This is a genomic window from Flavobacterium omnivorum, assembly GCF_900099915.1.
Lineage (GTDB): Bacteria > Bacteroidota > Bacteroidia > Flavobacteriales > Flavobacteriaceae > Flavobacterium > Flavobacterium omnivorum.
On record NZ_FNDB01000002.1, the window covers coordinates 268045 to 293255 of the forward strand.

Annotated in this window: 19 protein-coding genes, 1 tRNA gene and 1 pseudogene; 10 read left to right on the plus strand and 11 right to left on the minus strand. The window is 32.9% G+C overall.

Translation table 11 applies throughout. The features are described 5' to 3' along the window. Window positions 1-85: 85 nt before the first annotated feature. The 6 genes from BLS90_RS16970 to BLS90_RS03335 all read right to left on the minus strand — a co-directional run bounded on the left by BLS90_RS16970 (window position 86) and on the right by BLS90_RS03335 (window position 6448). Complete coding sequence (locus BLS90_RS16970; protein ID WP_220083866.1) at window positions 86-835, minus strand: hypothetical protein; 750 nt, start codon at window positions 833-835, stop codon at window positions 86-88. Between the two features lie 73 nt (window positions 836-908). Beyond that, window positions 909-1508 carry a uracil-DNA glycosylase family protein gene (locus BLS90_RS03315; protein WP_139171383.1) on the minus strand — a complete coding sequence of 200 codons (600 nt, stop codon included), beginning with the start codon at window positions 1506-1508 and terminating at the stop codon, window positions 909-911. Between the two features lie 392 nt (window positions 1509-1900). Then, on the minus strand, window positions 1901-2488 hold the full coding sequence (locus BLS90_RS03320) for a hypothetical protein (protein WP_091255207.1): 588 nt from the start codon (window positions 2486-2488) through the stop codon (window positions 1901-1903). Window positions 2489-2517: 29 nt separating this feature from the next. Further along, a complete protein-coding gene (locus BLS90_RS03325; RefSeq protein ID WP_139171384.1) occupies window positions 2518-2760 on the minus strand; it encodes a hypothetical protein in 243 nt (80 codons plus the stop codon). Between the two features lie 65 nt (window positions 2761-2825). Further along, on the minus strand, window positions 2826-4022 hold the full coding sequence (locus tag BLS90_RS03330; protein ID WP_091255214.1) for a restriction endonuclease subunit S: 1197 nt from the start codon (window positions 4020-4022) through the stop codon (window positions 2826-2828). Continuing rightward, window positions 4016-6448: a type I restriction-modification system subunit M gene (locus BLS90_RS03335; RefSeq protein ID WP_091255216.1), complete on the minus strand. Its 2433-nt coding sequence runs from the start codon at window positions 6446-6448 to the stop codon at window positions 4016-4018. Before BLS90_RS03335 ends, BLS90_RS03330 begins: the two co-directional genes overlap by 7 nt. 350 nt (window positions 6449-6798) lie before the next feature. Here BLS90_RS03335 and BLS90_RS03340 point away from each other — a divergent pair, with 350 nt between their 5' ends. From BLS90_RS03340 to BLS90_RS03370, 7 genes are all read left to right on the plus strand, one after another. Next, entirely contained in the window at window positions 6799-7191 is a 393-nt protein-coding gene (locus BLS90_RS03340; RefSeq protein WP_091255218.1) for a hypothetical protein, read from the plus strand. 606 nt (window positions 7192-7797) lie between these two features. Further along, complete coding sequence (locus BLS90_RS03345) at window positions 7798-8529, plus strand: recombinase family protein (protein ID WP_091255221.1); 732 nt, start codon at window positions 7798-7800, stop codon at window positions 8527-8529. Window positions 8530-8777: 248 nt separating this feature from the next. Then, window positions 8778-9128, plus strand: coding sequence for a hypothetical protein (locus BLS90_RS03350; RefSeq protein WP_091255223.1), 351 nt, complete (start codon window positions 8778-8780; stop codon window positions 9126-9128). Window positions 9129-9319: 191 nt separating this feature from the next. Beyond that, the gene (locus BLS90_RS03355) at window positions 9320-11020 is read left to right on the plus strand and encodes a hypothetical protein (protein WP_091255225.1); all 1701 of its coding nucleotides are present in this window, start codon (window positions 9320-9322) and stop codon (window positions 11018-11020) included. After that, window positions 10987-12765 (plus strand): GIY-YIG nuclease family protein, encoded by a 1779-nt coding sequence (locus BLS90_RS03360; RefSeq protein WP_245705036.1) that lies wholly within the window; start codon window positions 10987-10989, stop codon window positions 12763-12765. The genes BLS90_RS03355 and BLS90_RS03360 overlap by 34 nt, the downstream gene beginning before the upstream one ends. Before the next feature lie 190 nt (window positions 12766-12955). Then, window positions 12956-13642 carry a DUF433 domain-containing protein gene (locus tag BLS90_RS03365; protein ID WP_091255226.1) on the plus strand — a complete coding sequence of 229 codons (687 nt, stop codon included), beginning with the start codon at window positions 12956-12958 and terminating at the stop codon, window positions 13640-13642. Next, complete coding sequence (locus tag BLS90_RS03370) at window positions 13642-14049, plus strand: PIN-like domain-containing protein (protein ID WP_091255228.1); 408 nt, start codon at window positions 13642-13644, stop codon at window positions 14047-14049. Before BLS90_RS03365 ends, BLS90_RS03370 begins: the two co-directional genes overlap by 1 nt. 295 nt (window positions 14050-14344) lie before the next feature. On the opposite strand, the gene BLS90_RS03380 is transcribed toward BLS90_RS03370, so the two are convergent. The 4 genes and pseudogenes from BLS90_RS03380 to BLS90_RS03395 form a co-directional block, all read right to left on the minus strand. After that, on the minus strand, window positions 14345-14704 hold the full coding sequence (locus BLS90_RS03380) for a hypothetical protein (protein WP_091255232.1): 360 nt from the start codon (window positions 14702-14704) through the stop codon (window positions 14345-14347). A gap of 9 nt (window positions 14705-14713) precedes the next feature. Next, window positions 14714-15454 (minus strand): hypothetical protein, encoded by a 741-nt coding sequence (locus BLS90_RS03385; RefSeq protein WP_091255234.1) that lies wholly within the window; start codon window positions 15452-15454, stop codon window positions 14714-14716. Between the two features lie 974 nt (window positions 15455-16428). Beyond that, window positions 16429-16998: pseudogene (locus tag BLS90_RS03390) on the minus strand (Mu transposase domain-containing protein); the annotation flags it as partial. Between the two features lie 161 nt (window positions 16999-17159). Further along, window positions 17160-17420, minus strand: a complete 261-nt coding sequence (locus BLS90_RS03395; RefSeq protein ID WP_091255237.1) for a hypothetical protein — start codon at window positions 17418-17420, stop codon at window positions 17160-17162. An 891-nt stretch (window positions 17421-18311) separates the two neighbouring features. Between BLS90_RS03395 and BLS90_RS03400 the strand changes: the two genes are divergently transcribed. The 3 genes from BLS90_RS03400 to BLS90_RS16770 all read left to right on the plus strand — a co-directional run bounded on the left by BLS90_RS03400 (window position 18312) and on the right by BLS90_RS16770 (window position 23792). Further along, window positions 18312-20474 carry a catalase gene (locus tag BLS90_RS03400; protein ID WP_091255239.1) on the plus strand — a complete coding sequence of 721 codons (2163 nt, stop codon included), beginning with the start codon at window positions 18312-18314 and terminating at the stop codon, window positions 20472-20474. 159 nt (window positions 20475-20633) lie between these two features. Next, entirely contained in the window at window positions 20634-23267 is a 2634-nt protein-coding gene (gene cphA, locus BLS90_RS03405) for a cyanophycin synthetase (protein ID WP_091255242.1), read from the plus strand. A gap of 449 nt (window positions 23268-23716) precedes the next feature. Then, window positions 23717-23792: transfer RNA gene (locus tag BLS90_RS16770), tRNA-OTHER, on the plus strand. A gap of 413 nt (window positions 23793-24205) precedes the next feature. Here BLS90_RS16770 and BLS90_RS03410 read toward each other — a convergent pair. After that, entirely contained in the window at window positions 24206-25210 is a 1005-nt protein-coding gene (locus BLS90_RS03410; protein ID WP_091255244.1) for a PorP/SprF family type IX secretion system membrane protein, read from the minus strand. Window position 25211: the final 1 nt, after the last annotated feature.

The following is a 25211-nucleotide window of genomic DNA, read 5'->3' on the forward strand; positions in this document are numbered from 1 at the left end:
CCAGTTGATAAATTCTGCATCATCCCAAACTTTATTTCTCGTCAAATCTATTAACCTACAACGCCATTTCATGACGTCTTAAAATCTAAATTTTCCCTTTCAAAAATTTTCTAACTCTCTCCAAATCCCTGAACTCATTCCTCAATATTTTATCCTTTCCATCAAACTCAAAATCCAAATATGAAATTTCAATCACCTGAATCCCATGTTTGGGTAAAACCTCTAAACGTCGTTGGTCATAAATGCGTCTTTGTTCTCCGCGATGTACTCCGCTTACGGTCATGACATCGGGTTTATCGAAATGTTTGTTGGCTTTAGAATGTTGTTGTTCTTTGTATTCAATGACCAGGTTTAATTCTGGATAATAAACATCTACGGGTAATTTTGAACAAACTCCATTAGCATTGGCATCACCCAGTAAGAAATTAAAACGATGCTGGCGCAATCCCGTTTTGTTTATTACTTTGTCGCACAAATCGATAACATAATGTTCATCGCTGTTTTTACGCGAGTTTTTGCTGGTATTTATTGTATTTAGTTTTGTTCGAGCTTTAACTGTAGAGGGAACTGGTATAGAATAGGAACTATTTCTAAAAAACCAACTCGTGTTTTTTAATTTACGTTCTGGGTAAACAAATGGAATTAATGGGAGTTGATTTTTCTCATCAAGCGTTCTCAATATTTTACGAATAGGCAAACCATTTTTTTGATCCGATGGAAATACACCTGCCAAAACAAAATAAGACATCATATCTTTTGCAGGAATAATTTTCACGTTTTTGTTAAGCATAAAATAGTCTTTTAGCACTAAATTGATTTGAGTAATTTTATCCATAACTAATTATTTATTTTAAATATGATTCAATTATTACTGTATCATCACTAATATTTTTATACTTCCCAAACTTTTAAAAATGCCATTCATTTTGCCATTTCGTTAAAATAAAATCATTAAGTAAGGCTATTTGATTGTTTGGATTTTGATTATTATGAGCTCCATGCTGATAAAATGCATATCCTGATGGTGTTAAAAGATTCTTTTCATTCAAACCATTTTGGTTTGAATATTGAACAACTGGTCGCCATAATCTTCTCCAAAATGTTTCACCTGTTCCTCTTGTCAAATAAACATTTGTTATAGTTGGATGATTTTGCAATAGTGCAACAATATTGTTTGGAACATGTTCATTAAAAACTTCAGCAATTGATTTATCATTATAAGAACTCAGTATAGTAACATGTTCTGGATTTTCTTCATTAGCGTCTACAATATTTTCTATTAAATCAGTTATGGCAATTTTGTGCCGTTTACAAAAGGCTTTCCATTCTACAAGAGTGGAATTTATTAAAGAATTTTCACCATAAAGACGAGGCAAAACATCCCAAAAATTATTATTTACATTTCCATGCTGATCATGTGTTCTCCCATAAAACCATTGTGCCTGATTATTGGCTGGCCAAGCAGGATTAAAAGTTCCTACAATCAAAATTTCTGGTTTAAAATCCAATCGTTCGAGGTTTAAATATTCGATAAATTTATGTGGACAAGGCATCGTTTACTTTTATGTTACTTATTTTTTATTACTCACAAAATTCTCTCTCGTAAACTCATCACCTTCTTTTGTTTACTGTATAAAATAATCCGCATCGCCCATTCTAAAGATTTACACAAATAATTTAGTAATAGCATCATCCTCTTTAAATAATAAATGAATGTCTTTTTAAACTTTTATTTGGAATCTTGAATAATTGCCCAAATCAATGCAGAAAAATATAATGGCTCATAATTACGTTTAATGAATTCTTTTATTGTTCCTTGAAAATTGGCCATTTTACATTTAAGTTGGGATAATCTTGTTTTATATGTTATTAATAATAAAGCGCACTCATAGCTATTCCTTTACTCTTTGTTTTGATAAAAATATTTTTTTTTAATCGGTTTGTAATTAAGATTAATCTCTTCTTTAATTTCTTTTTCAAAATCAGTGTAATTAATTTCATTTCCTAACAGATCATCAATAAAGGCTGGCATATCATATAAATTAATGAAAAAACTACCATCTTCAATAATTATTCTACAATTTTCAAATGTAGTCTCGACCTGCTCTAAATTTTTAAAATATTTATCATAAATAGGGTCGTCATAATAATCAAACGAATATTCTATAACTTTCCAGTTTAGAAAAATATTTTGGTCCTCTGTAAAGACAATATTCTCATTTTGGTCTACCAACAGATATTCTATTCCATCTTCTGGAAGTTTTGTATTCCCTTCTTCTAATTCTTGAGAAAAAACTTTCCTAAGTTTGTAAGTAGAATATCTAATAAAACCCGAATTTTCAATATTCAAAATTGGATAGCCCTCCATTTTTGTCTTTAATTCATTGGTATTTTGAATACCTATATGCAAATGATATAAAAAACTTTCGTTTATTTCAACTGAAATAATAGTCTCATTATCCATTCCACTAATAATTAATGCTTTCATATTACTTACTATAAAGTTTATTGTCTAATTCAATCATTCATGATAACCGTCATGCCAATTTCATCCCACTCCGAAATAGGAACATTGTCTCTTACTTCTTGGATTCTAAAACCTTTTTCGTCCAAGACATAATTGTAAACAACGCCCCTTTTTATTCTCAATACGCCTGATTGAATTTCATCAGTAACTTTGATCCTCCAAACATGGTCGTACTTCTTAGAAGAAATTTTAAGTTTATTTGGATAAATACCCGTTTTTTCAAACTCCATCATACCACCCATGGTGTGGGTTACAAAAATATCATCGTTACCATTTTCACTAATTTTTCATAATTACATTATACCAACCTCGTTTTTCCAGTTAGCAACTCCTGCATCATCCCCAACTTTATTTTTTTATATTTCTCCAGTTTTTGCTCTAATACTGTAAGTTCTGCATCCATATCCGAAAGAATTGTAGCAATAATGGTTTGTTCTTCAGGTGATTTTGGAAAAGGAATTTCGGTATTATTAATCAAGGTTGTATTCAAATTCATTTGCGAGCCAGTTTGACCACTTTTAGCCCAATTATCTTCTATAAATGTTAGGAAATAATATAAATATTGTCTGTCAACTTGAGGATTTTTAAAAAAAACGAATCCATCATGAATACAAACATCAAAAGTTGTGAGTATTGGCCTTCCAACTGTTGCACAAATGCTCATAATTAAATTTCCATTTTCAACTAATCGACTATTTTTTACTCCTAAATCGGATAATTTTTGAGTTGTTTCAAGAAGAACTTTTTTTGATTTCGTAACATCTGAAATCCTCACCCATCCAACTGGTGATTGCTTATCAAACCATTTAGTGTCTTCTATTGGTCTTGGTGATGCTCCTCTAACTATTGTTGCAACTTCTCCCAACTTCTTAACTTCCCAACCTTCTTTTGGCTGCAAAAGTTCTTGCATCGTACCTTGTTTGATGTTTCGTTTTTTGGCAATGAGTTTTTCTAAACCCGTTAGTAAAGAATCTGCATCGGATAAGGCAGTTGCAATGGCGGTTTGTTCTATTTGATTTGAAGGTGAAGGGAATTCAAAACCTTCCATTTCCCACTTTTGTGTATGAACAAGTGCAGATGCACCATGAGCATTATCTTCAATGAATTTTGTTAATTTTTTTAGAGCATATGTAAAAAAAGGTTTGGAAATTTCATTTTCATTTATCACTATTTTCCAAGTATGATAATTTAACAACCCTTTTGAACCATTCCAAATATGAGGACCAAAAGAAGTGCCTCTACTTCCTGACCAAGCAAATAATAACTGCCCATTGTCAACTTCTAATTTTTTATCGTATATACCTTGATAATAATTATAATCTTGAGAGCCATTTAAATTTTGAATTCGAATAATTGGTAAACCATCAGTTTTCCACTCAAAAGGTTTGAATCCTCTACCATTTATTAATTGGCAAACCTCTCTAATCTTTTTAACTTTCCATTCGCTAGGAATTACGCCAACTTCCGTTTGTTGGTATCCTTCTTTAACTACCATACCAATCCCATTTTAGCCAAATGCGCATTTACTTTTTCTTCAAGGGTTTCCACTTCGTTTTTTAGCTGTGGCATTGGGTTTTCGTATCTTTCTGCTAATTCCTTGATGCGTAAGGTCAAGGCTTGGCTCACACGTTCCATTTCTGTTGTAATGGCGGTGGCAATGGTGTACATCCATTTATGGTCAGCTACCAAAGTTTTTATTTCGATTTCGGTAAGCGTTGGATATTTAGCAATTACATTTTTTTCCAATGCTTTCAAAGCCACTTTCAATTCCGCATTTATTTTGGAGTCTTGCTCCAAGAGTTTCAAATAGGTTTCGCATACTGCAATTTCATCTTTGGCTGCTTTTTCTGTCTTTTTCTCTTTGAGCAATTTGGTTACTTCGGCTTTATTTATTTTTTCTAAATCGCCAAACAATCCGCCTTCAGCTCCATGTTCTTCTTCGAGTTCGATTTTAGTAGCTTGACCTTCTTCTTTTTTTGCATTTAAGGCATCAATTCTATTTTGTTCTGATGTAAAATAATGAGAAATGATAAGGCTTGGCGGGATCAATCTACCTTCCAAACCGTCTAATCCTTCCACATCTTTACGTACGGTTTCTTTCTTAGCGTTTTTACTTTCTTTAGCCATTCGGTTTACTTCATTACCTGCTTTCCAGCCATCGGCAGCAATCACATAAATATCGTCCTGCATGGTTTCGCTCCAATAACTCATCAGGTGTTGGTACACATCATATTGGTCTATCAAAGCGCGATTATCGTAAGCATGTAGTAATGCTTCCGAGATAGTATTTATAACTTCTTTGGGTTTAGAACCCGCGTCTAAGTTTTTAAGTTCAGCAGTAGTTTTATCTTTCCATTGTTCAAAAACCGTTTTCAGATCATTAGTAAACGAAAGAAATTCGGGATGCGTGAAAATCGTATTTTTTACTTCAGCCAAAGGCACATTCAATTGCGCATAAGTGGCATTGGTATCCGAGAATAAAACTTTTTTCAAGTTCGGATATACTCTCCAATAATCGCCTAAGGCATTAATGTCATTTTGAGGGATTCCACCTTTTAAATGGGCTAAAATATCCTGGATGTCTTCGGTTTCCTGACTGTCAATATATCTTGGGATGTTGAGGTTGTAATCGTTTTTGGCATCAGCAATTTCATCCATACTCACCATACGGCTGTATTTAGGTACTTCGAGCTGCTTGTTGAACACATCTACAATTTTATGAATGTCTTGGTCACGCAAGCGGTTTTTATTCCCGTCTTTCATATAACCTTTACCCGCATCAATCATGAAAATTCCTTTGCGGGTATGGGCATTTTCTTTATCAATCAAGATAATACAGGCAGGAATTCCTGTACCGTAAAACAAGTTGGCAGGCAAACCAATAATCCCTTTGATCAATCCTTTTTTGATGATGTTTTTACGAATTTCACTTTCTGCATTACCACGGAACAAAACCCCGTGAGGCAAAATAATAGCACCTTTGCCTGTACTTTTCAATGATTTTATAATGTGAAGCAAAAAGGCATAATCACCATTCTTGTCTGGAGGGGTTCCATAATCCTGGAAACGTTTGTAAATATCATTTTGTGCATCGACACCGTTACCCCAGTTCGATAACGAAAACGGAGGATTGGCTACGACATAATCAAAGGTTTTTAATTTACCATCTTCTTCCCATTTTGGTTTAGCCAAAGTATTGTCGGCCCAAATAGTTCCAGATGGTTTATTGTGTAAGATCATGTTCATACGGGCCAAACCAGCAGTAGCCGTCTCTTTCTCTTGTCCGTATAATGAGATTTCTTTTTCAGCTTCGTCTGCTACTTTTAAAAGCAAGGATCCGCTGCCACATGTTGGATCATAAGCGGTAGTTTGTGCCGTACTATTAGCATCGTTGATTCCAAGAATCTTTGCCAAAACCTTACTTACCTCAGATGGTGTATAGAATTGTCCTTTCGATTTTCCGCTTTCGGTAGCAAAGTGACGCATCAGAAATTCATAGGCATCACCCAAAATATCATCGCCTTCGGCTTTGTTTTTACTAAAGTCTAATTCTGGTTTATTGAAAATCAAAATCAGTTTAGAAAGGGTATCGATCATTTCTTTACCACTACCTAATTTGGTAGGGTCATTAAAATCAGGAAAATCTTGTAGTTGGTTAACTTCTTTAAGCGGATTCAGAATTTTCTTGTTGATGTCATCACCAATAGTTTCTTTTCCTACTAAAGCTACCATGTCCTGGAAACTTGCTCCGTCTGGAATAACAAGCGGTGCGTATTTATCACCTGAATATTTATCGGAGATGTACTTTACAAATAACATTGTAAGTACGTAATCTTTATATTGAGAGGCGTCCATTCCGCCACGTAATTCGTCACAACTAGCCCAAAGGGAGCTGTATAATTCAGATTTTTTAATTGCCATTATTGTATGCTATTCTTTATGTTGGGGATTTATGTTTTCTAAGTCTTTTCGTGGCTAATGTAACCATTATTTCATTAGTACAAATGTGGTAAACCGTAAAGAGAGCGAATAATTTTACCGCTTTTTATACAGATTTGACATCGATTGTTGATCCGTAAATGAACATGGAAATGTTTAGAATTGCAATACCCACTTTTAGTGATATTTAGAAATCAAAACATCTAAGATAACACCTAGTTTACTTGGATTTCTCCTAAAAATTTAGTAACTTGTACTCTAGTAATCTAGAGTTATTTATAGAATTTGATGGAACAAAACAAAGAACAGTTTTGTAATTAATTTGAAAAAGAATGGCTAATATTTCTAACCACAATCTGCAATCGTTCCCTATCGACGGATCCTGGCGCTCGCAAACCCAAATAAATTTGTTCACTGGCTATCTAGCCGAGGGTTTTCGCGCCAGTGCCGCTAGAAGTGCCCCAGGTGATATTAGTATATTTGGTGTATTTTTTGCGCTGTTAAATTTAGCAGCTTGTATTTCAGCTGGCGTTTTGTTATTAATTTGGATTATATTATCTTGGTTATTTAGATTAATTTTCAAGTCAAAACCACCAGTAGAAGAAATGTACAAGGACCAACGGCAGCCACAAGTGAACACTGAATATACTACAGAAATGTTGGATTGGCTGTTGAGCGACGAGTATACAAAATTATGTGAAGAGAGAGAAAGAAATATTAAATAATTTTTTTTCAACCTCATATAGGTGTTAAATTTCTGTTATATAGGCTTTAATAGTACAAAACAAGGACATTTAAGAGCTGTATTAGTACTTCCTATCTTGTAGTATTAGCACCTTTAAAAATAAGTTGTTTCTTACTTAATTAATTTAGCATAATTTTTTAAAAAATAGCAAACCCAATGGTCATAGGCCATGAGTCCTCCCCCCCTTACCGCTAACACATACACCCCCTGGTGTCCCGTGGAATGAAACATTGATTGTCAGAGAAAAATTATGGGAAAAAATTTTTTGGGATTTTTTTCAGCTACTTTATTCCGCTTAGAATGTCCGATCCTTTCTCAATTAATTCCTTAGTTTCCTCAACTTTATTTTGAATATAGCAGGCCTTAAAGTTTAAAACACAATGTATTTTAAATATAAATTAAAGATTTTTATAATAAAACGATCATGAGATATTCAGTTCGCAATCAACATCGATTGCTTAATTTCCAATTTATTCTTTTTTAAAATAAAGAATATTTTTGCATTTTGGGTATTATAACAAATTGCTAACTAATGTTTGCAATTTGTTATATTTTTATGTATCTTTAAATTAGCTAATAAATAACGATGAAAAAATTCATATCTTATTATAGAGTTTCAACGGCAAAACAAGGATTGTCAGGTCTTGGACTACAAGCTCAGAAAGATTCAGTTACTAATTATATTGCTGATAAAGGTAAAGTGATTGCTGAATTTACTGAAATCGAAACTGGTACCAGAAAAAAGAAACGTGTTGAAATTTACAAGGCAATCGAATTGGCTCAAAAAGAGAAGGCTATATTAATCGTCGGTAAATTAGATAGATTATCCCGTGATGTACAGTTTACATCTGCTCTATTTAATGCTGGGATTGAATTTATTTGTTGCGATAACCCCAATGCAAATAAACTCACGATTCAACTGTTAGCAGTTTTTGCTGAGAATGAAGCAGAAATAATCAGTAGTCGAATTAAGGATTCTTTACGGGTAAAAAAAGAAAAAATTAAGAAAGGAATCGTAATTAATAAGGATGGATCTGAAATGCAACCCATTAATGGAATAATTAGACTAGGTAATCCTAAAGGCTTTGGTGATTTTCAAAAGCTTGGTCCCGAGAAGATCAGATTTAATGCTTTAAACAATAAAGAAAATCTTCAGGCAATGGATATTATATGTGACGCCCGAATAAAAGGAATGACATTCCAGCAAATAGCTGATAAATTAAATCAATTGCAGTATACTACCCGAAATGGAAAGATCTTCAATCCAATCCAAGTTCAGCGTTTAAATAAAAGATGCAGTGAATTCACCAATAACTAAAATTCTACTAAAGCTTCCAATCATTTAGCGTAGGTCCCAAAATTAACTATTGCTATTTCATGAATATCAAGCTCCTCTAAAACTAAAGGGAACGATTAGTAAAAAACTAAATAATATAGATTGCTGTAGACTCAAATTGCGAAAACAATATCATAAAGATTGTAGTTATTCGGTGCCACCAGATATTGTAAAAAAAGTAAAGGAAGTATTGATGTAAAATTGCTAAAACTTAATAAAAAACACTAAAAATGAGTTTCCGAAAAACAATTAAAAATAAGTTTGGTGTTGACTTACCAATTAAAGGTGGATTTGGAACCAGTATTGAGCACCCCATTATAATTGATGAGACACAAAAATACAACTACGTAAGTTTGGAGAAAAAATGCATAAATTATGCCTGTCGTATTCTTCAGATGGATTGGGTCATGGTACAACAGGAATTGATTGAACATAAGAGAAAATCGATAGATATCTTAAAAATTAGATTGTCAAATAATGGAGATTTTGAGAATAATTATAAAACTGTTAGTTTTTATTTTGACATATCGGATTGTATTAAGTATTCGATGACTGTGGCTGAAGTAAATAAAGTATGGTAAAGTATAAAAAGTACCCAACTAATAAAATTCCTTTTAATAATTTATAAGATAATTATTATATATTTGAAATTAAGTAAACACTGATAGTTGTCAGACAAAACAGCCCAATTTAAGTTGGATAAATCGTACGTTTTCAGACCTATATACAAGTTACCTGCAATCTTGCACAAAAAAATGAACCAAAAAATATTATGATAGAAATTGAGATCGAGCTAGACGAAAAAATAAAAAATCTATCAATATGGAATTTATCTTTTCAATCAATTTTGAGTGTTCTATTATTTACAGCAGAAAATATTGACATTAAAGGTGATAATGATACTGCAATGGATTATATTAGTAGACTTTCTTTAATATTTCCCTTAATTAAAAAATATGCGCAAAAAGAAGAAATCACAACAACATCAATATCAATAACTAAAACTGGAACTAAAGAGTATTTAGAAGATGTTAATTTTTTAATTTCATATGCTCATTTTTCAATGTTGATGCCTCAGATTCATAGAGAAACATTAATTACAATTAAGAAAAGTGACAATACATTTTATTTAGATTTTAAAAATACAGACACCCTTAATTCTGAATTAATTGATAAACTTTATAGTTTTATATCGTTACATTTTGTTTTAACTTTTAAAGATGAAAATGAATTTAAAAAATATTTAAATGATAAAGTAATTTCCAAAAACTCCCAATTAAATGATGTCGATTTTTATTGGATAAAAAAGATTCAAGAACAATACAAAAAGTACTTTATTAATATTCATGTTTTACCTAATGAAATTTTTGAAGATGTTACAGGTGCAACTTATGATGATTACTATTCATTTATAGCGACTTTAAGAGCATTTTCAGACTATTTTATAAACCTAGCAAGAAGCTACAAAAATCAGATAACTGATTTAAATTCTCATGAAGAAAATGAAATATTAGCAAGTGAGTATTTAGAATGGTCAACATGTTGTTTAGATTTTAAAACAATTGGATTGTTTATTGGAATTTCAGAATTAGAAAAAAATGTTTTTGACAAATTGTTTTCATTTTACATAAATATTATTGATAATAATACTGGAGAAAAGTACCAATCTAACGCTTTTTGTGGTGATGGGTATTTCCCACCAATAACATTAATTGACAAATCAATCATTTTTAGTCCACATGCAATGAAATATATGCTCAATATAAATAATATTCTATATTCAATAAATAAAACCAAAAAACAGCTATTTGATGATAAAATTTCCTCTCATTTAGAACCTACTTTAATAAACCAATTGGAATACTTATTTCAAGGACTTAAAAACATAAAAATTAAAAAAAATATAAATTATGGTTTGAGTGAGATTGATATGCTTTTGTTATCAGAAACTGAAAAAGTTTGCATTGTAATCCAAGTGAAAACAACAATAGCTCCAGACAGTTCTAGAACTGTTGAAAGAGTACAAGGACGAACTATTGAAGCAAAAAAACAAATTGATATTTTTAAATCCATAGATAATCTTGAAAAAATAAAATTGGTTAATAAAGAATTTAATTGTGAATTAAAAGAACTTAAATTTATTAATCTAATCGTTGTTAGATCTTGTGCAGGAACAGATAAAGCATGGGAAATTAATAAAACTTGCAAAATTGTAAATTATTCATTCATTGCTAATTTACTATGTAAAAAAATTAAAAACGAAAAACATAGTATTATAAATTTAGAAGATGAAATTGCTAACGAACAAAATGAATTAATTAAAATGTCATCTTGGACAATTATCAATGAGACACTAAAAATAGATAAGTATGAAATTGTATTTCCTAATATTAATTTCATTGATAATAATATAGCAACTTATAATTTAAAAAATTTAACGTGTTTTCCCAAATTAGAAAATTCCGAATTTTAATAAAAGCCAGCAGGAAACACTGGCCAACAAGAGATTTGGACAATTGGCTTAATGGAAAGTTAACCCGCGGTGGTACCAGCACATTAGGCGTCATTAACACAAAAATCATCATGAAAGAACATATTAAAAGACGTATCGAATATTCTAAAGATGTTGCACCTGAAGAAGGGACGCCAGAGTATGAAAAAGTGGCAAAAATGATTCAACAACATGAATTAAGTAATCCAAACTTTACAAAAGATATAAAAAAAAAGAAAGCAGAAGCAGTAAAAACTTGGGAACTTCAAGAGGCAAATGGTATTGGGCTAGTTATGGATCCAGAATTGAGGTCTTATCTATCAGAGTTTAACAATAGATCATGGACATATGGACATCGAAATATGCCAATAATGTTCAACGTAATGGAAGCCTTTTATACTTTGGATAAGAGGTTAAACTATTGGACATTATTAAATGAAGAAGATTATTCAATTTCATTTTTTGATTTTATAGATTTTTATACTTCTAATAATTTAGAACATGATACAAATGAAATTAAAGAAAGCTTTATTGAAGATTTGATTTATAATTTTAATGTTGGATATGATCTAAAAAATATAAATTTTAAAACCGAAAAAGGAGATAGTTTTATTATCGGTGGAGTTTCTATGGTAAGAAGAGGTAATGAAGTAACTATGTTATTTAATACTGGACAAATAATTGACACTTCAATACAATCTAAAAACTTGAAACCTATCGGTGAAATGGAACGAAGCGTTGGAAAAGAGAAACTTATAATTGCTGAAGATAGACTAAGAGAAGCTGTAAAATTAAATGACGACCCAAATTTATGGAAAATACTTATAGCTTGTCGAATTGATTTAGATACAAATACAATAGATGCGCGATATGTTGCAAAAGATGAAGGAAATAGTTATTCTATATTAACAGATGATTTAACAGGCTTTATGCTAAATGGAAAATGGAGAGAACCAAAATATGAAGAGACATTTAATAATCTTGTTGAACGTGTAGATGAATATAACTCAATTTTTGAATTATCAAAGATTTGTCTGTTCTTACCGAATTATTTTGATTTTTATAATGATGAAATCGAAGAAGAGGAGCACGATACTGGTGTTAAATCAATTTTAAAAAACTCATTCAAAAGTAGAGAGTATAAAGAGGTAGACGATAAATTTAAAATAAGAGTCAAACCTTTATGGGTATTAAATCGCAATCAAATCTTTTTATCTGATAGGATAAAATTTCGCGATGAAAAGTTCAAAGTTGAAAGAACAGGATATTGGAAAAATTTAAAAGATAACGAAATTGGTAATGATAAAAATGGTAATCCTGTACAAGGTAGAACTTGGGTGCAAAAAACAGAAAGTTATTTCCATGCAAAAGAAGATGATTTAATTATTGAAAAAACAAACGATATACCTTACGCTACTGCAAACGCAGGAAAAATTTACATAATGCGAAATAGTAGTCTGCCGAAAGATGTTTTCAAAATAGGACTAACAACAAAAGAAACTGAAGAAAGAGCAAAACAACTATCATCTACAAGTATTCCTGATAAATTTCATGTAATGAGAGAATGGAATGTAAAAGATTGTTTTTTGGCAGAAAAAACCATACACAAAATACTTGAGAAATATCGTGTCGATACAAAACGAGAATTTTTTCAAGTTGAAATGCAGTTCGCGAATGAAATTGTTGACTCGGTCATAAAAAAAATCAACCAAAATAACGACGTCTAACAACCGTTTGCCAATATGACTGGTTTAGGCTGAATTTTAAACTGGTTTTATACTTGTAAATAGTGTTTAACCGAAAGTTTAGACTTGCATAATCCGCCACATCATCAAGCGGCCAAACGTTGGAACAAATGGTTTCCGAAAATCATAAATAAAATTCAGCATTGAAAATAAATTATTAGATTTGTGTAAAATGAAAAAAATGGAATTTGAAAATAATATGGAAATTGGTTTGGGAATTTTTACAGTTCCTGACATCGCGTCTATATTAAATTTAAAATATTCCAGAGTCCATATTTTATTAAATGAATATTGGGATAAAAGATTCGGGAGTCAACATGGCGAAAAATATTCCTGGAAAGTTCATAATAGTAAAGCCGTAAGCTTTCATACTTTAGTGGAATTTTACATTTTTTTTCAACTGAAAGAAGTCGGTGTTCCAACTCAAAAAATTTTAGATGCTCACAGTGAACTTTCAAAAAGATTTGAAACTGCATTTCCATTTGCAGTTTCAAACATAATAAATAAAATGAACTGTGTTGGTAAAAGAATAGTATTTGAAATAAATGATAATGAAATTATAAATTTAGATTCAACAAAACAGTTAAATCTTAAATTCATAAAATTATTTGCACATAAATTAGACTTTGATAAAAATAATTTAGCAAACAAATTTTATCCATTAGGAAAATCAAATAGTGTAATTGTTGATCCTGAACATCAGTTTGGACAACCAGTTATAAAGAATACAAATATTTATCCGCAAACAATTTATAATCTTCATAAATCAAAGGAAAGTAAAAAATTTATTGCTGAATCATATGAGATTTCTTTAAAACAAGTGAATGATGCAATTGAATATTGTAAAAGCGTAGCCTAATGACAAACATTTACATAGATGAAAATTTCTCTCATCACCTTGCCAGCGGTTTAGATCTTTTTCAACAACATTTAAACTCAAATGAGAAAATAAACATTCAAGTACTATCTATTAAAAAAGTTTTTGGAAGAGGTGCTAAAGATGAAGACTGGATACCATTAGTGGGTAAAGAAAAAGGAATTGTTATAACTCAAGATTTACGAATTCATACAACTAGACATCAAAACGAGTTATATAAGAAACATGGCTTAGCTGTTTTCTTTTTTAAACCGCCTTCAAATGGTTATACTTTCTGGGAAATGGTTGAACAATTAGTTAAACGTTGGCCAGAAATTAAAAAGAAAGCATCAGATGAAAGACCATTTGCATATAGAATTTCACCAAAGAACATGGAACGTCTAAAATAAACATCACTTCTTCCAACAACTGTTTGCATTAATGCTTTTTTTCTTTATAAAAAACGCTGTTAACTCCAATTCTATATTTTTAATTGTCCTGGACAATTATGTCACTGACCGCAAGCCGAGGGATGTTTACGATATTCATTTTTTTTAGCGCCATGCTTAACATATTTGTTTAGTATTTCGTGGACCTTTTTTCCTTCAAAATAACAAGTTTCCGAACTCATTAATTCCTCCGTAAGATTAATAATAGCATCCCAAATTTTCTTTTTACCAATAAATTTTCTTGTTTTAGATTGAATCAAATAAAAAAAGAAATCATCATAATATTTTTTTTCAAAATTTTATTAGCTTTATTTATCTCATTTTTTAAACTATCAATGTCATTTTCTGTGTATGATTCTTTATTAGGATTTGAAATTGTCATCAATCCATTTAACCTTTTATTTTTAAATTTAAGTTCCGCACAATAACCACTTAAACATATCACTCCGAATATTTCCAGTCTATTCGTTAATGTATCAAAGTCTGAATTTATCATTTCATGAGTTGGTTTAAAACTATAAGCATTTAACATGCCACTTCCATCATCTGATAAAGTGATGGAAGTGGCAGGTCCAGCCTCGTGACCTGAGGCTATTTTTTTTTCTTCGATTAACATAGTTTCTCTTTATTTAAAATTATTATCTACAGTTTCGGCGAATCCAGATTGTATTGCAGCTTCTAATATTTCGATTCTTCCAAAATAATTATTTTTTGAAAAAAAAGTAAAGCATCTAATTAGGTCTTGTTTACTCGTTGCCCAGACACTCAAGTAATTCCCTTCGTATTTTCGTAAATATATTATATAGTTTAATTTGAGATCTTTGGCTATTATAAAAAATTCTTTTAATTGAGTTTTTTCTTTCACCCAAATAATTGGATCATGTTTTATTATTTTTGTTTTCATTTTTTTAATTTTCTTTTTTATCACAGTTTCAGAACTATCACTATCATAAAGTCCGTTAAAACCATCTTCATAACCTTCTTCATACCCTTCATTATATTCAATTCTTTCACCTCTTTCATCTGATATCAGTTCATTAATACGGCTTTTTTTACCAATTTCAAAATCTATTAAACCTTCACCGTATCCAATATCATATCCTTCATTAGTCCATTCAATGTGTCCTTTTTCATAAGCCTCTTTATATCCATCTTTATATCCATTAATGAATTCTTTTTTGAAGTCTTCATTTATTTCAATTGTTTCATCGTACCAATCACCATGATCGGAATCGCTATAATACTTTTCATTATATATGTCATCAAATGATATATATATTTTATTGTTTAACCCTGTTCCAAAATAACCATCAGATTTACCTTCAGCTGCTCCCAAGATTTTACCACTTTCATAACTTTTTTTCATTTACTTTTTTATTTGTTAATGTTAATATTTTAGGGTTTTTATTTATACCCTGACTTTTATCTGGCACAAAACTATTATTTACTTATTACATAAAAAAGATTTTATTGAATTATATTTAATAATTTAACATTATTTAAAACATAATATTAAGTTTATAAAAGATAAGATTAAGTTTAATGAATATAATTCAATAAAACTTAATCTTATCTTTATTGATGTGTTGAATTTATTGACTTCGATGATCTAAAATGGTTAATAATTGAATTTAACCGATACATTAAAACAATTAATAGTTAATTTATTTCGCCAAATATCTATGAGTGTAAAAAAAATGAAGTTAGTAATTAATTGTAGGATTTCCTGCATAAAGCATTAAGAGGATTTATCAATTAAGGATCAAAAGCAAAAAGAAATTGCTTTAGCTGGAGAAACATGGGATAGATTATATACGATAAATACATGTAGGAATTTATTTTCTAGGATAACGCGGATTAGGAAAGAATCTTTTTTTCATAAATCAAAATCCTTCAAAAATAACTAATTTGACTAGGGCAAATCTTATGCCACTGGGACACTAGGGTCAAGCATTCTCAAATCAGGATCCAATGATCCACAAGCTTTTTTTCTCAAAACTTCGATCTGTGTTAATTTAATCTCCTCAAATGTGATTCGTAGCTCAAAATAAGATTAAAGGAGTGACGAAAAGGAGTGACGAAAACCTTTTAAAACGAGACAAACGGATATTTTATAAAATTAAAATACCTGTAAAACAACAACTTACATGCCGCCGATAAGCATAAGCCTAAGATTCATAACCCTGAGGTCCCGAGTTCAAATCTCGGTCTCGCTACCAAAAGCTCAGTTTAACGACTGGGCTTTTTTTTATGGACTAATCCCTAGTAACTAGCCATTTATAAGTTAGAGCAGAATAGATATTAGTAATAAAGGGTCATTCATTATTACTGTGTTTTAATTTAATTATAATATTGTTTTCCTCTTATGTTACCGTGAATAGGGAGTTCTTGCTCGGGTTCTTGTTCAAATTCAATATGATCTAAGTTGTTTTCTAAAATATTTTGTATGGTTTTAAAATTGTAAATTTTAAAATCAAGTGCCCGCTTACAGGCATTTATTAATCGCTCTTTCCCTACCTTTTTTTCGAAGTTTAATATTCCCAAACAACTTTTATAAGCCTGTTCAGGATGGTTTCTACTTTCGATTATTTGCATAATATATTTTGCTACGGACTCGTCAATATTACTGGCCCAATCAATGAAGCGGGCAGCACTCCACTTGGCTACAAATTGATGCGTGCTAGCCATATGTTCTGGGATTGTGGTATAGATAAGAGGTTTGTAATTCCTTGGATGAATGGCTATTCGATTGTATTTGTGATAGATCTCTACCGTTGATTTGGTATTCAATAGTTTAGCTTTTTTTTTGACATACTGATACGGAACGCTGTAGTAATTTTTGTCCTGACTTAATTGAACATGTCCGATTTGCATCAATATTGCAAAGTATTGATATTTGATTTCAAAATGTTCTTGTGGTAATGGACTTAGTTTTTGTTGCTCATTTTCTTAAAATAATTCTATACGAGAGTAGGGATGTCCTGTGAGTTTTCGATTGTTATGAGCATCCAATAAATCCCATATTTGCTGGTTTATTTCTTATAGAGAAAAGAATTTAGTTTCTTTTAGGTTTACATAAATTCTTCAATACAAGATCTTAACAGGTCCTTCAACCAATGCTTATCTCTTGGTTTGTAATCCCTGGCAGGCAAGATAGTAGTTTGGTATTGTTCGGCTAAATCAGCCAAGGTTTCATTAATTATGGGTTCAAAACGACTACTTTTTATCACTGCAGATTTTAAATTATCGGGAATAATTGCTGCGGAAGTGACTTCAAAAAAACACAGAGCATCTTCTACCGAAGTAACAAAAGCTTCTTTTTGCTGGCTCATTGAAGCTTAGGCATAGGTGTATTGACTGGTTCCTAAGATGGCTACAAAAAATTGTACTTCTTTAATTTCTCCCATGTCTTTATCAATGATGGAGAGTGTTTTCCGGCACAATCCACATACATTTTATCACCTGCTTTGTGAATCATGTGAATCACTGGATTGACTCGTTTGCCCCATGTTTTATAATGACAAATTGCGAGCTTCTGTAACCATTAGGATTTAGGGCAATATATTGCTCCCACATATGGTATATGGTAACTCTGACTCTTTTAAATTCCCGTTCCGTTTTAGGAAAAAATCATGAAGTTTCTGCAATTTGGGGCTAATGGATTCCACTGTAGTGTGTAAAAACAAAAGTTCCAGTTCAGCATCTGTTTTTTCCTTAATTACTTCAAAACTCAATTCTAGTACCTCAAATAAAGAAATATACTTCTTTACAGAATTTCTAGAAAGAGATCAGTACTTATAAATGAATAAATTACTTTTTCCGTTACAATAGAATTTAATTGATTTTCTAATTTTACTCATGTCTGTTATTTTTCTTGCCATAATCCGTGTTTTTTTTAACGAATGTATGGTGCTCACAACATGAAAAAATTAGTAGTTTCAAATGGTCAATTTTACCTCAAATTCAGGTAGTCAGTTTGCTCCGAAACTGGTGGTCAATTTGCATTGGAATTGGGTGGTCAATTTGACCGGTTTTTCCACTACAGGCCGAAACAAGCTTCAAAAAGACAATTTATTATTTAAACAAAAAACTGTATTTGTGAGGATATCGCTTTAAAATATAAGAATTTTATAAATGTTATATATAATTATATAATAACTAAAGTGCTATAAATCAGTAACTTTACTTCTCACTTTTTAAGTTTAACAATTAAATAGGATCCTATGAAAAAAGAAAACAAGCAGCCAGCTGCGTCTGAAAATCTGAAACAGCTGGATTTACAGCAAAACAAATCCGATTCAGCTGATCAAATGATGACTACGGATCAGGGACTGAAAATAAATGATGATAATAATTCTCTCAAGGCAGGTGAGCGCGGTCCTTCAATGCTCGAGGATTTTATCCTTAGAGAGAAAATTACCCATTTTGACCACGAACGTATCCCTGAAAGAATCGTCCATGCCCGTGGATCTGCAGCGCACGGTTATTTCCAGGTTTATAAATCGATGGAAAAATATACCAAAGCAGGATTTCTTCAGGATCCGAGCGTAAAAACACCCGTCTTTACACGGTTTTCAACTGTCGCAGGTTCGCGCGGTTCTACCGACTTGGCACGTGATATTCGAGGTTTCTCAGTGAAATTTTACACCGAGCAAGGGAATTACGATTTGGTTGGAAATAACGTGCCTGTGTTTTTTATTCAGGACGCGATCAAATTCCCCGATTTAATCCATGCTGTAAAGCCCGAACCCAACAATGAAATGCCACAGGCGGCTTCGGCTCATGATACTTTTTGGGACTTCATTTCGCTGATGCCTGAAACCATGCATACCATTATGTGGGTGATGTCCGATCGCGCCATCCCAAGAAGCCTTAGGATGATGGAAGGTTTCGGCGTACATACTTTCCGTTTTATCAATACAAAAAATGAAACGCACTTCGTCAAGTTCCATTGGAAACCCAAATTAGGAACCCATGCCGTGGTTTGGGATGAAGCTCAAAAAATATCAGGAAAAAATTCTGATTTCCACCGCCAGGATCTCTGGGAAGCAATCGAAAGTGGCCATTTTCCTGAGTGGGAATTAGGCGTTCAGATTATCCCCGAAGCCGACGAACATAAATTCGATTTCGACCTCCTTGATCCAACCAAGTTAGTGCCCGAAGAAACCGTTCCCGTTACCATTATCGGAAAAATGGTACTCAACCGGAATCCCGATAACTTCTTTGCCGAAACTGAGCAGGTCGCTTTCCATCCCGGACATGTCGTGCCCGGAATCGATTTCACAAACGACCCCTTATTGCAGGGCCGTCTTTTTTCTTACACCGACACCCAGCTTTCGCGTCTTGGCAGTCCGAATTTTCATGAAATTCCTATCAACAGGACTATCGCACCAATGCACAACAACCAGCGCGACGGGCATATGCGTCAGGAAATCAACGTTGGCCGCGTAAGCTACCATCCAAACTCGCTTGGCGGGGGCTGTCCATTTCAGGCCAAAATCGAAGAGGGTGGATTCACGAGTTTCAATGAAAGAGTTGATGCACAAAAGGTACGCGACCGCAGCGAGAGCTTTTCAGACCATTTCAGTCAGGCCACTTTATTTTTCAATAGCCAAACCCAGATAGAAAAAAATCACATCATAAAAGCACTGCGATTCGAATTAGGGAAAGTAGAGACTGTTGCAATCAGGACCCGAATGCTTGGTTTACTATCTCAGATTGACATGACCTTGGCTGATAAAGTAGCCAAAGGCTTAGGATTAAAAGTTCCCACCTCTCACGAAAAACCAGTCAATCACGGAGTGGGTGCTGATGCCGATAAACAGAAATATGAACCCAAAAAAGTGGTACAAAGAGTCACATATTCGGCTGCGCTGAGCATGCTCAAAAACAAGACGCTCTCCGATACCATCGCAACAAGACAGATTGCTTTTCTATGTGCCGATGGTGTATCAGCAATGGCAATAGACAAGATGAGAGTGGCAATCGAAAAAGAAGGCGCAACGATAAAGATCATTGCTCCACATCTTGGTAGCATCAAATCAGGCGAAGGAAAAGAAATTAAAGTAGACCAAAGTTTGCTGATTGCTGCCTCTGTCCTTTTTGATGCTGTATATATTCCCGATTCAAAAAACGCGGCCTTTCTAGATGCAAACCCGGAAGCTGTAGATTTTATAAACGAAGCATTTAAGCACTGCAAAGTAATTGGTGCAGGCGATGCCTCTTTATTAACAAATGCCAACATCGATACTAAACTGCAAAAAAGTATAAATGCCGATAAAGGAATTATCATCAGTCCAACGACTGGTGCAGAGAACTTTGCTCATTCATTTATCAATGCAATAGGGCAACACCGATTCTGGAATCGCGAACCCGAGCTGCATTAAGTACAAGAAAGACTAAAACAGAATGGGAAATATTAAGATAATTAATAGCGGATTGTATTCAATCCGCTATGTTATTGGAGAGAATTTCAACACTGAACCTTATAGTAAGTCATTTATATAAAAAAAATTATAATAGGTTTAAAAAAACAGTAAAATACATTGGAAATAATAGAAATTAAAGTGATGTGCGGACCGAATTACTGGTCAGGAGACCAAAAAAAACTTATTGTCATGAAACTTGACATAGGAGATTGGGATCAAAAGCTAACTAACACGATTGAAGGTTTTAGCGAAGCACTCGAACAACTATTGCCTTACTTAAAAAATAGGCAATGTTCCGAAGGATTTGAAGACAGTTTTTTGGAGCGGGTAAAAACAGGAACTGTGATCAGTCATGTGGTAGAACATATTGCGCTTGAATTACAAAACCTTGCTGGAATGGAATTTGGTTTTGGACAAACACTTTCTACAAATGTAAAGGGTGTTTATCATATTGTTTTTTCATATAATACTGAAAGAGCTGGTAAATATGCTGCCAAAGCAGCTGTTGATTTGGTAGAAAACCTGTTGGGCGGATTAGAATATAATGTGGACGTTGCAATACAAGAATTGCAAAGCCTTTACAACAGAGAAAAATTGGGACCTAGTACGTTTGCCATTGTAAACGAAGCGGAAAGCAGAAACATTCCTTACACTAGACTAAATGATGATTCTCTCTTGATGTTGGGACAGGGTTACAATCAAAAAATTATCCGCGCATCTATTGCATCAACTACAAGCAGCATAGCAGTTGATATGGCCTGTAATAAAAATGCTACCCGCAACGTATTATCCCAATCTTACATTCCCGTACCAAAAGGTATGCTGATCGATGACATAACGGAACTGGAAGAGGCTGTAAATAAAATTGGATTTCCGGTGGTGACCAAGCCGATAAATGGCAATCACGGCAGAGGAATTACTACGCAAATAACAACTTTAGAAGAGGCTCGATATGGTTTTTGTGATGCCCAAAAAATTTCAGAACATGTAATAATCGAGCGTTTTATACCAGGTAATGACTATCGTTTTCTGGTGATCGATTACAAACTGGCAGCAGTGGCGAAACGAACACCAGCTTTAGTGACGGGTAATGGTAAGGCAACGATTGAAGAGCTGATTCATGAAACGAATACCGATCCAAACAGAGGTGAAGGTCACCAAAAAGTACTCACAAAAATAACAATTGATGCGGCAACATTATTCATTTTAGCGGCAAAAGAACTTAGATTGGAATCGGTTTTACCTCTTGGAGAAATTTTATTTTTAAAAGATACCGCCAACTTAAGCTCGGGCGGAACTGCAACAGATATAACGGATTTGGTACATCCTCTGAATGTTTTCATGGCAGAACGCATTGCGCGTCTGATGAATTTAGACATTTGTGGTATTGATATCATGGCAGAAGATGTCACTATTCCCATCACCGAAAAAACTGGAGCTGTGATTGAAGTAAATGCAGGTCCCGGTTTAAGAATGCACCTTTCCCCTACCGAAGGAATGCCAAGAAATGTGGCTGAGCCTTTAGTAAATATGCTTTTCCCTAATAGTGCCAACGGGCGTATTCCGGTTGTTGCTGTTTCAGGGACCAATGGGAAAACTACGGTTACACGTCTTATTGCTCATTTGGCTCAAGCCGCGGGACATCATACGGGATATACGACAACCGATGGAATTTATATCGATGGAACCACCATTCGTTTTGGAGACTGCAGTGGACCAGGCGGTTCGGCTACCGTGCTTCGTGACCCGCTTGTTGATTTTGCAGTGCTCGAATGTGCCAGAGGTGGAATACTCAGATCCGGTTTAGGGTTTGACAAATGCAACATCAGCGTCGTAACCAATGTTACTGAGGATCATTTGGGATTAAATGACATTGACACCATTGAACAATTAGCACGGGTAAAAGCAGTGGTGGCGCAAAGTACCTTTGATACCGGAACTGCCATTCTGAATGCGGATGACGATTTGGTTTATCCAATGAAAAATACGCTTAAATGTAATATTGCCTTTTTCAGTATGGATGCCAATAATGAACGGATAAAAAAACATTGCAGTGAAGGAGGATTAGCAGCTTTTGTTGAAGATAATTATTTTGTTATAAGTAAAGGAGATTCGAAAACGAAAATAGCAGCAATTAATGAAGTGCCTCTAACCTTTTCCGGCACCTGCGAGTTTATTATTAAAAATGTTTTGCCCGCTATATTAGCGGCTTCGATAAGTAATTTTCCTATCGAAACAATTACCGCTGCGCTTAAATCTTTCATCCCTTCGCCAGCTTTGACGCCCGGCAGAATGAATGTTTTCGAGTTTAAAAATTTCCGATTAATGATTGACTACGTTCATAATACGGACGGATACGTTCAGATGCAAAAATTCATGGAGCAAGTTGAAGCCACAAAAAAAACAGGAATTATTTCAGCCACAGGAGACCGTCGTATGGAGGATATAAAAAATATTGGCAGATTTTCTGCTCAAATGTTTGATGAAATAATAATAAGACACGGAGACAATAGAGGAAGAACATCTAAAGAACTAAGCACGATGCTTTCTGATGGTATTCAGGAAATTGACAGCAACATCAAAGTAAGTATTATCTCAAATGAAACAGAATCTGTACAATATGCTATCGATAATGCGCAAACCGGCGAATTTATTTTTGTGTGTGTTGATGACATTCAAAATACGCTTGCTTATGTAAAACAACAACTAGAAAAAGAAAATTCAGTGGTTAATTTAGTACCGCAGTCCTGATAAAAATTGATTGGTATCCAATGCTAATAGAAGAGTGTTTCGAAATGAATTTCTTTATGCCAAATGAGGCTGATATCAATTCCAGAACTTCTTCCAAAATTTATGTCTTATCTTAAAGTATAGTAATTGGTAGTGAAAAATAAAATGAAGATTCGTTTCCTACTTCACTTTCGACCAATATACCACCATTCTTGAAACCTAAACCAGTATTAATTACGCATGATGAAAAAGTGGGTTGAATAGAAGTTAAGCTTTAAGAAGTCAAAATAAAATTTGCATTTTACTGTAGCCCTTTCGATTGGTTATTTATAAAAACACAACTTTATATTATCTTCATAATTAGATTATAAATATTAATTAATTTTCATTAATTTAACTTAAAATTTTAATATTAACCGTGCAGGTATCCGTACACGATTACTTAATTTTCAAGTCCTGTAACAGCACATAACTAGGTATTCATTTGGTGAAAATATCAAATTTATAACCCTGAGGTCCCGAGTTCAAATCTCGGTCTCGCTACCAAAGCAAAAACCCTAACATCAATATGTTAGGTTTTTTTTATGCATCACACTTTCTGAAAAACCAATATTTTTTATGAAGAGTGACGTTAAGGAGTAACGTTTTATTATTTAGAGACTCTTTTCTTAATTAAGACTGCTATGACAATACTTTTCTACCGTGTTTGCAGTAACAGTGAAAACAATTGCACTATTACGTATATTTGAAATCAATCTTTTATAAGAACGCAAAAAAACAAATTGACTAGCTGTCTAAAATTGTTGTGTAATCTCTTTTTTTAAACGTATTAAAGTGCCTATAGTTTCATATAAATAGTAAATCTAAAGGTTCAGTTCTTATTTTCATACCGTCAGGCTATCACTTTATAATAAATGCCCACTTATTTGATTTTTTTACCACCCTGTATCACGAGTAAATCAATAATTCTTTGCATAATTGGGGCAGCCAAAACACTTTACATCAAGATCAAACTGATACGTCAATGACAATTCATAGATCCCTCCTGTTTTTCCTATTTTTGAGGTACTAAAATCGTGTGATAACCCAAATTTTAAGTGCTCATATTGTAATCCACCAAAAACATTTAACGACGTCACTAAATGACTGTTGTCTGCTTTGGTCCCGGGATTTGTAGCGGCAGACAAACCAAAAAATACCGTTTTAAACATTACAGAAGATCCAAGATCCAAACGGTTGTATTCGCCTTGATTCATGTAATTAGCGGTCAACAAAAACTTTGTTTCATAGGGAAACAAAGCCACATCTAAATAATCAACAACTAAAAATTCATATCCACCACTGGCAGAAAAAAACATATTCAAAGGGATGTTTTTATCAGCAACAAAAGAAATATTAGGCTTGTTGATGTGTTTTAAAGAAAGTCCAAACCACGCATTCTCATTATTAAAAACCATCCCTGCGGTAAAATCAAAAAACTTAAATCTATCATTCAGCACTAAAGGATCTCCACTGGTAGGATTGATAGTTCCAGAACCTATATTAATTTGATCTTCTAGTACTAGATTACCAAAACCAAACGATTTGGTTCCAAAACCAACCTCAATAGCAGGTCTAAAATACCAATTATCATTTAGCCTAACTCTGTAAGCATAATTGACATTGAATTGGGTAAAAGTGTATTGCGTTTTGTTTTCTCTATGATTCAAAATACTAAAACCAATACCGCTATTCCTATTTTCGCTCCATGTATTAATAAAAGCATAATCGGTATCAATTTTTAAATCCAAATCTGGCCACTGTGATCGATGGATGATCCCAGCATAAGTTGTTTCTAAAAAACCAGAAAAACCTGGATTTAGCGTTTCGGGAATGAGGAAATATTGAGTAAATATTGGATCTTGCGCTTTTGCTTGATTGAAAAAGCAGCAAAATAATAAGGCAAATAATATTTTTAATTTCATT

Excerpts from the sequence above, each read along its gene's own strand:
- BLS90_RS03350 (WP_091255223.1), top strand. The coding sequence starts at position 8,778 with ATGAGTTTCCGAAAAACAATTAAAAATAAGTTTGGTGTTGACTTACCA.
- BLS90_RS03320 (WP_091255207.1), bottom strand. The coding sequence starts at position 2,488 with ATGAAAGCATTAATTATTAGTGGAATGGATAATGAGACTATTATTTCA.
- BLS90_RS03330 (WP_091255214.1), bottom strand. The coding sequence starts at position 4,022 with ATGGTAGTTAAAGAAGGATACCAACAAACGGAAGTTGGCGTAATTCCT.
- BLS90_RS03380 (WP_091255232.1), bottom strand. The coding sequence starts at position 14,704 with ATGTTAATCGAAGAAAAAAAAATAGCCTCAGGTCACGAGGCTGGACCT.
- BLS90_RS03370 (WP_091255228.1), top strand. The coding sequence starts at position 13,642 with ATGACAAACATTTACATAGATGAAAATTTCTCTCATCACCTTGCCAGC.
- BLS90_RS03345 (WP_091255221.1), top strand. The coding sequence starts at position 7,798 with ATGAAAAAATTCATATCTTATTATAGAGTTTCAACGGCAAAACAAGGA.
- BLS90_RS03400 (WP_091255239.1), top strand. The coding sequence starts at position 18,312 with ATGAAAAAAGAAAACAAGCAGCCAGCTGCGTCTGAAAATCTGAAACAG.
- BLS90_RS03365 (WP_091255226.1), top strand. The coding sequence starts at position 12,956 with ATGAAAAAAATGGAATTTGAAAATAATATGGAAATTGGTTTGGGAATT.
- BLS90_RS03325 (WP_139171384.1), bottom strand. The coding sequence starts at position 2,760 with ATGATGGAGTTTGAAAAAACGGGTATTTATCCAAATAAACTTAAAATT.
- BLS90_RS03385 (WP_091255234.1), bottom strand. The coding sequence starts at position 15,454 with ATGAAAAAAAGTTATGAAAGTGGTAAAATCTTGGGAGCAGCTGAAGGT.
- BLS90_RS03340 (WP_091255218.1), top strand. The coding sequence starts at position 6,799 with ATGGCTAATATTTCTAACCACAATCTGCAATCGTTCCCTATCGACGGA.
- BLS90_RS03355 (WP_091255225.1), top strand. The coding sequence starts at position 9,320 with ATGATAGAAATTGAGATCGAGCTAGACGAAAAAATAAAAAATCTATCA.
- BLS90_RS03335 (WP_091255216.1), bottom strand. The coding sequence starts at position 6,448 with ATGGCAATTAAAAAATCTGAATTATACAGCTCCCTTTGGGCTAGTTGT.
- BLS90_RS16970 (WP_220083866.1), bottom strand. The coding sequence starts at position 835 with ATGGATAAAATTACTCAAATCAATTTAGTGCTAAAAGACTATTTTATG.
- BLS90_RS03395 (WP_091255237.1), bottom strand. The coding sequence starts at position 17,420 with ATGAGCCAGCAAAAAGAAGCTTTTGTTACTTCGGTAGAAGATGCTCTG.
- BLS90_RS03410 (WP_091255244.1), bottom strand. The coding sequence starts at position 25,210 with ATGAAATTAAAAATATTATTTGCCTTATTATTTTGCTGCTTTTTCAAT.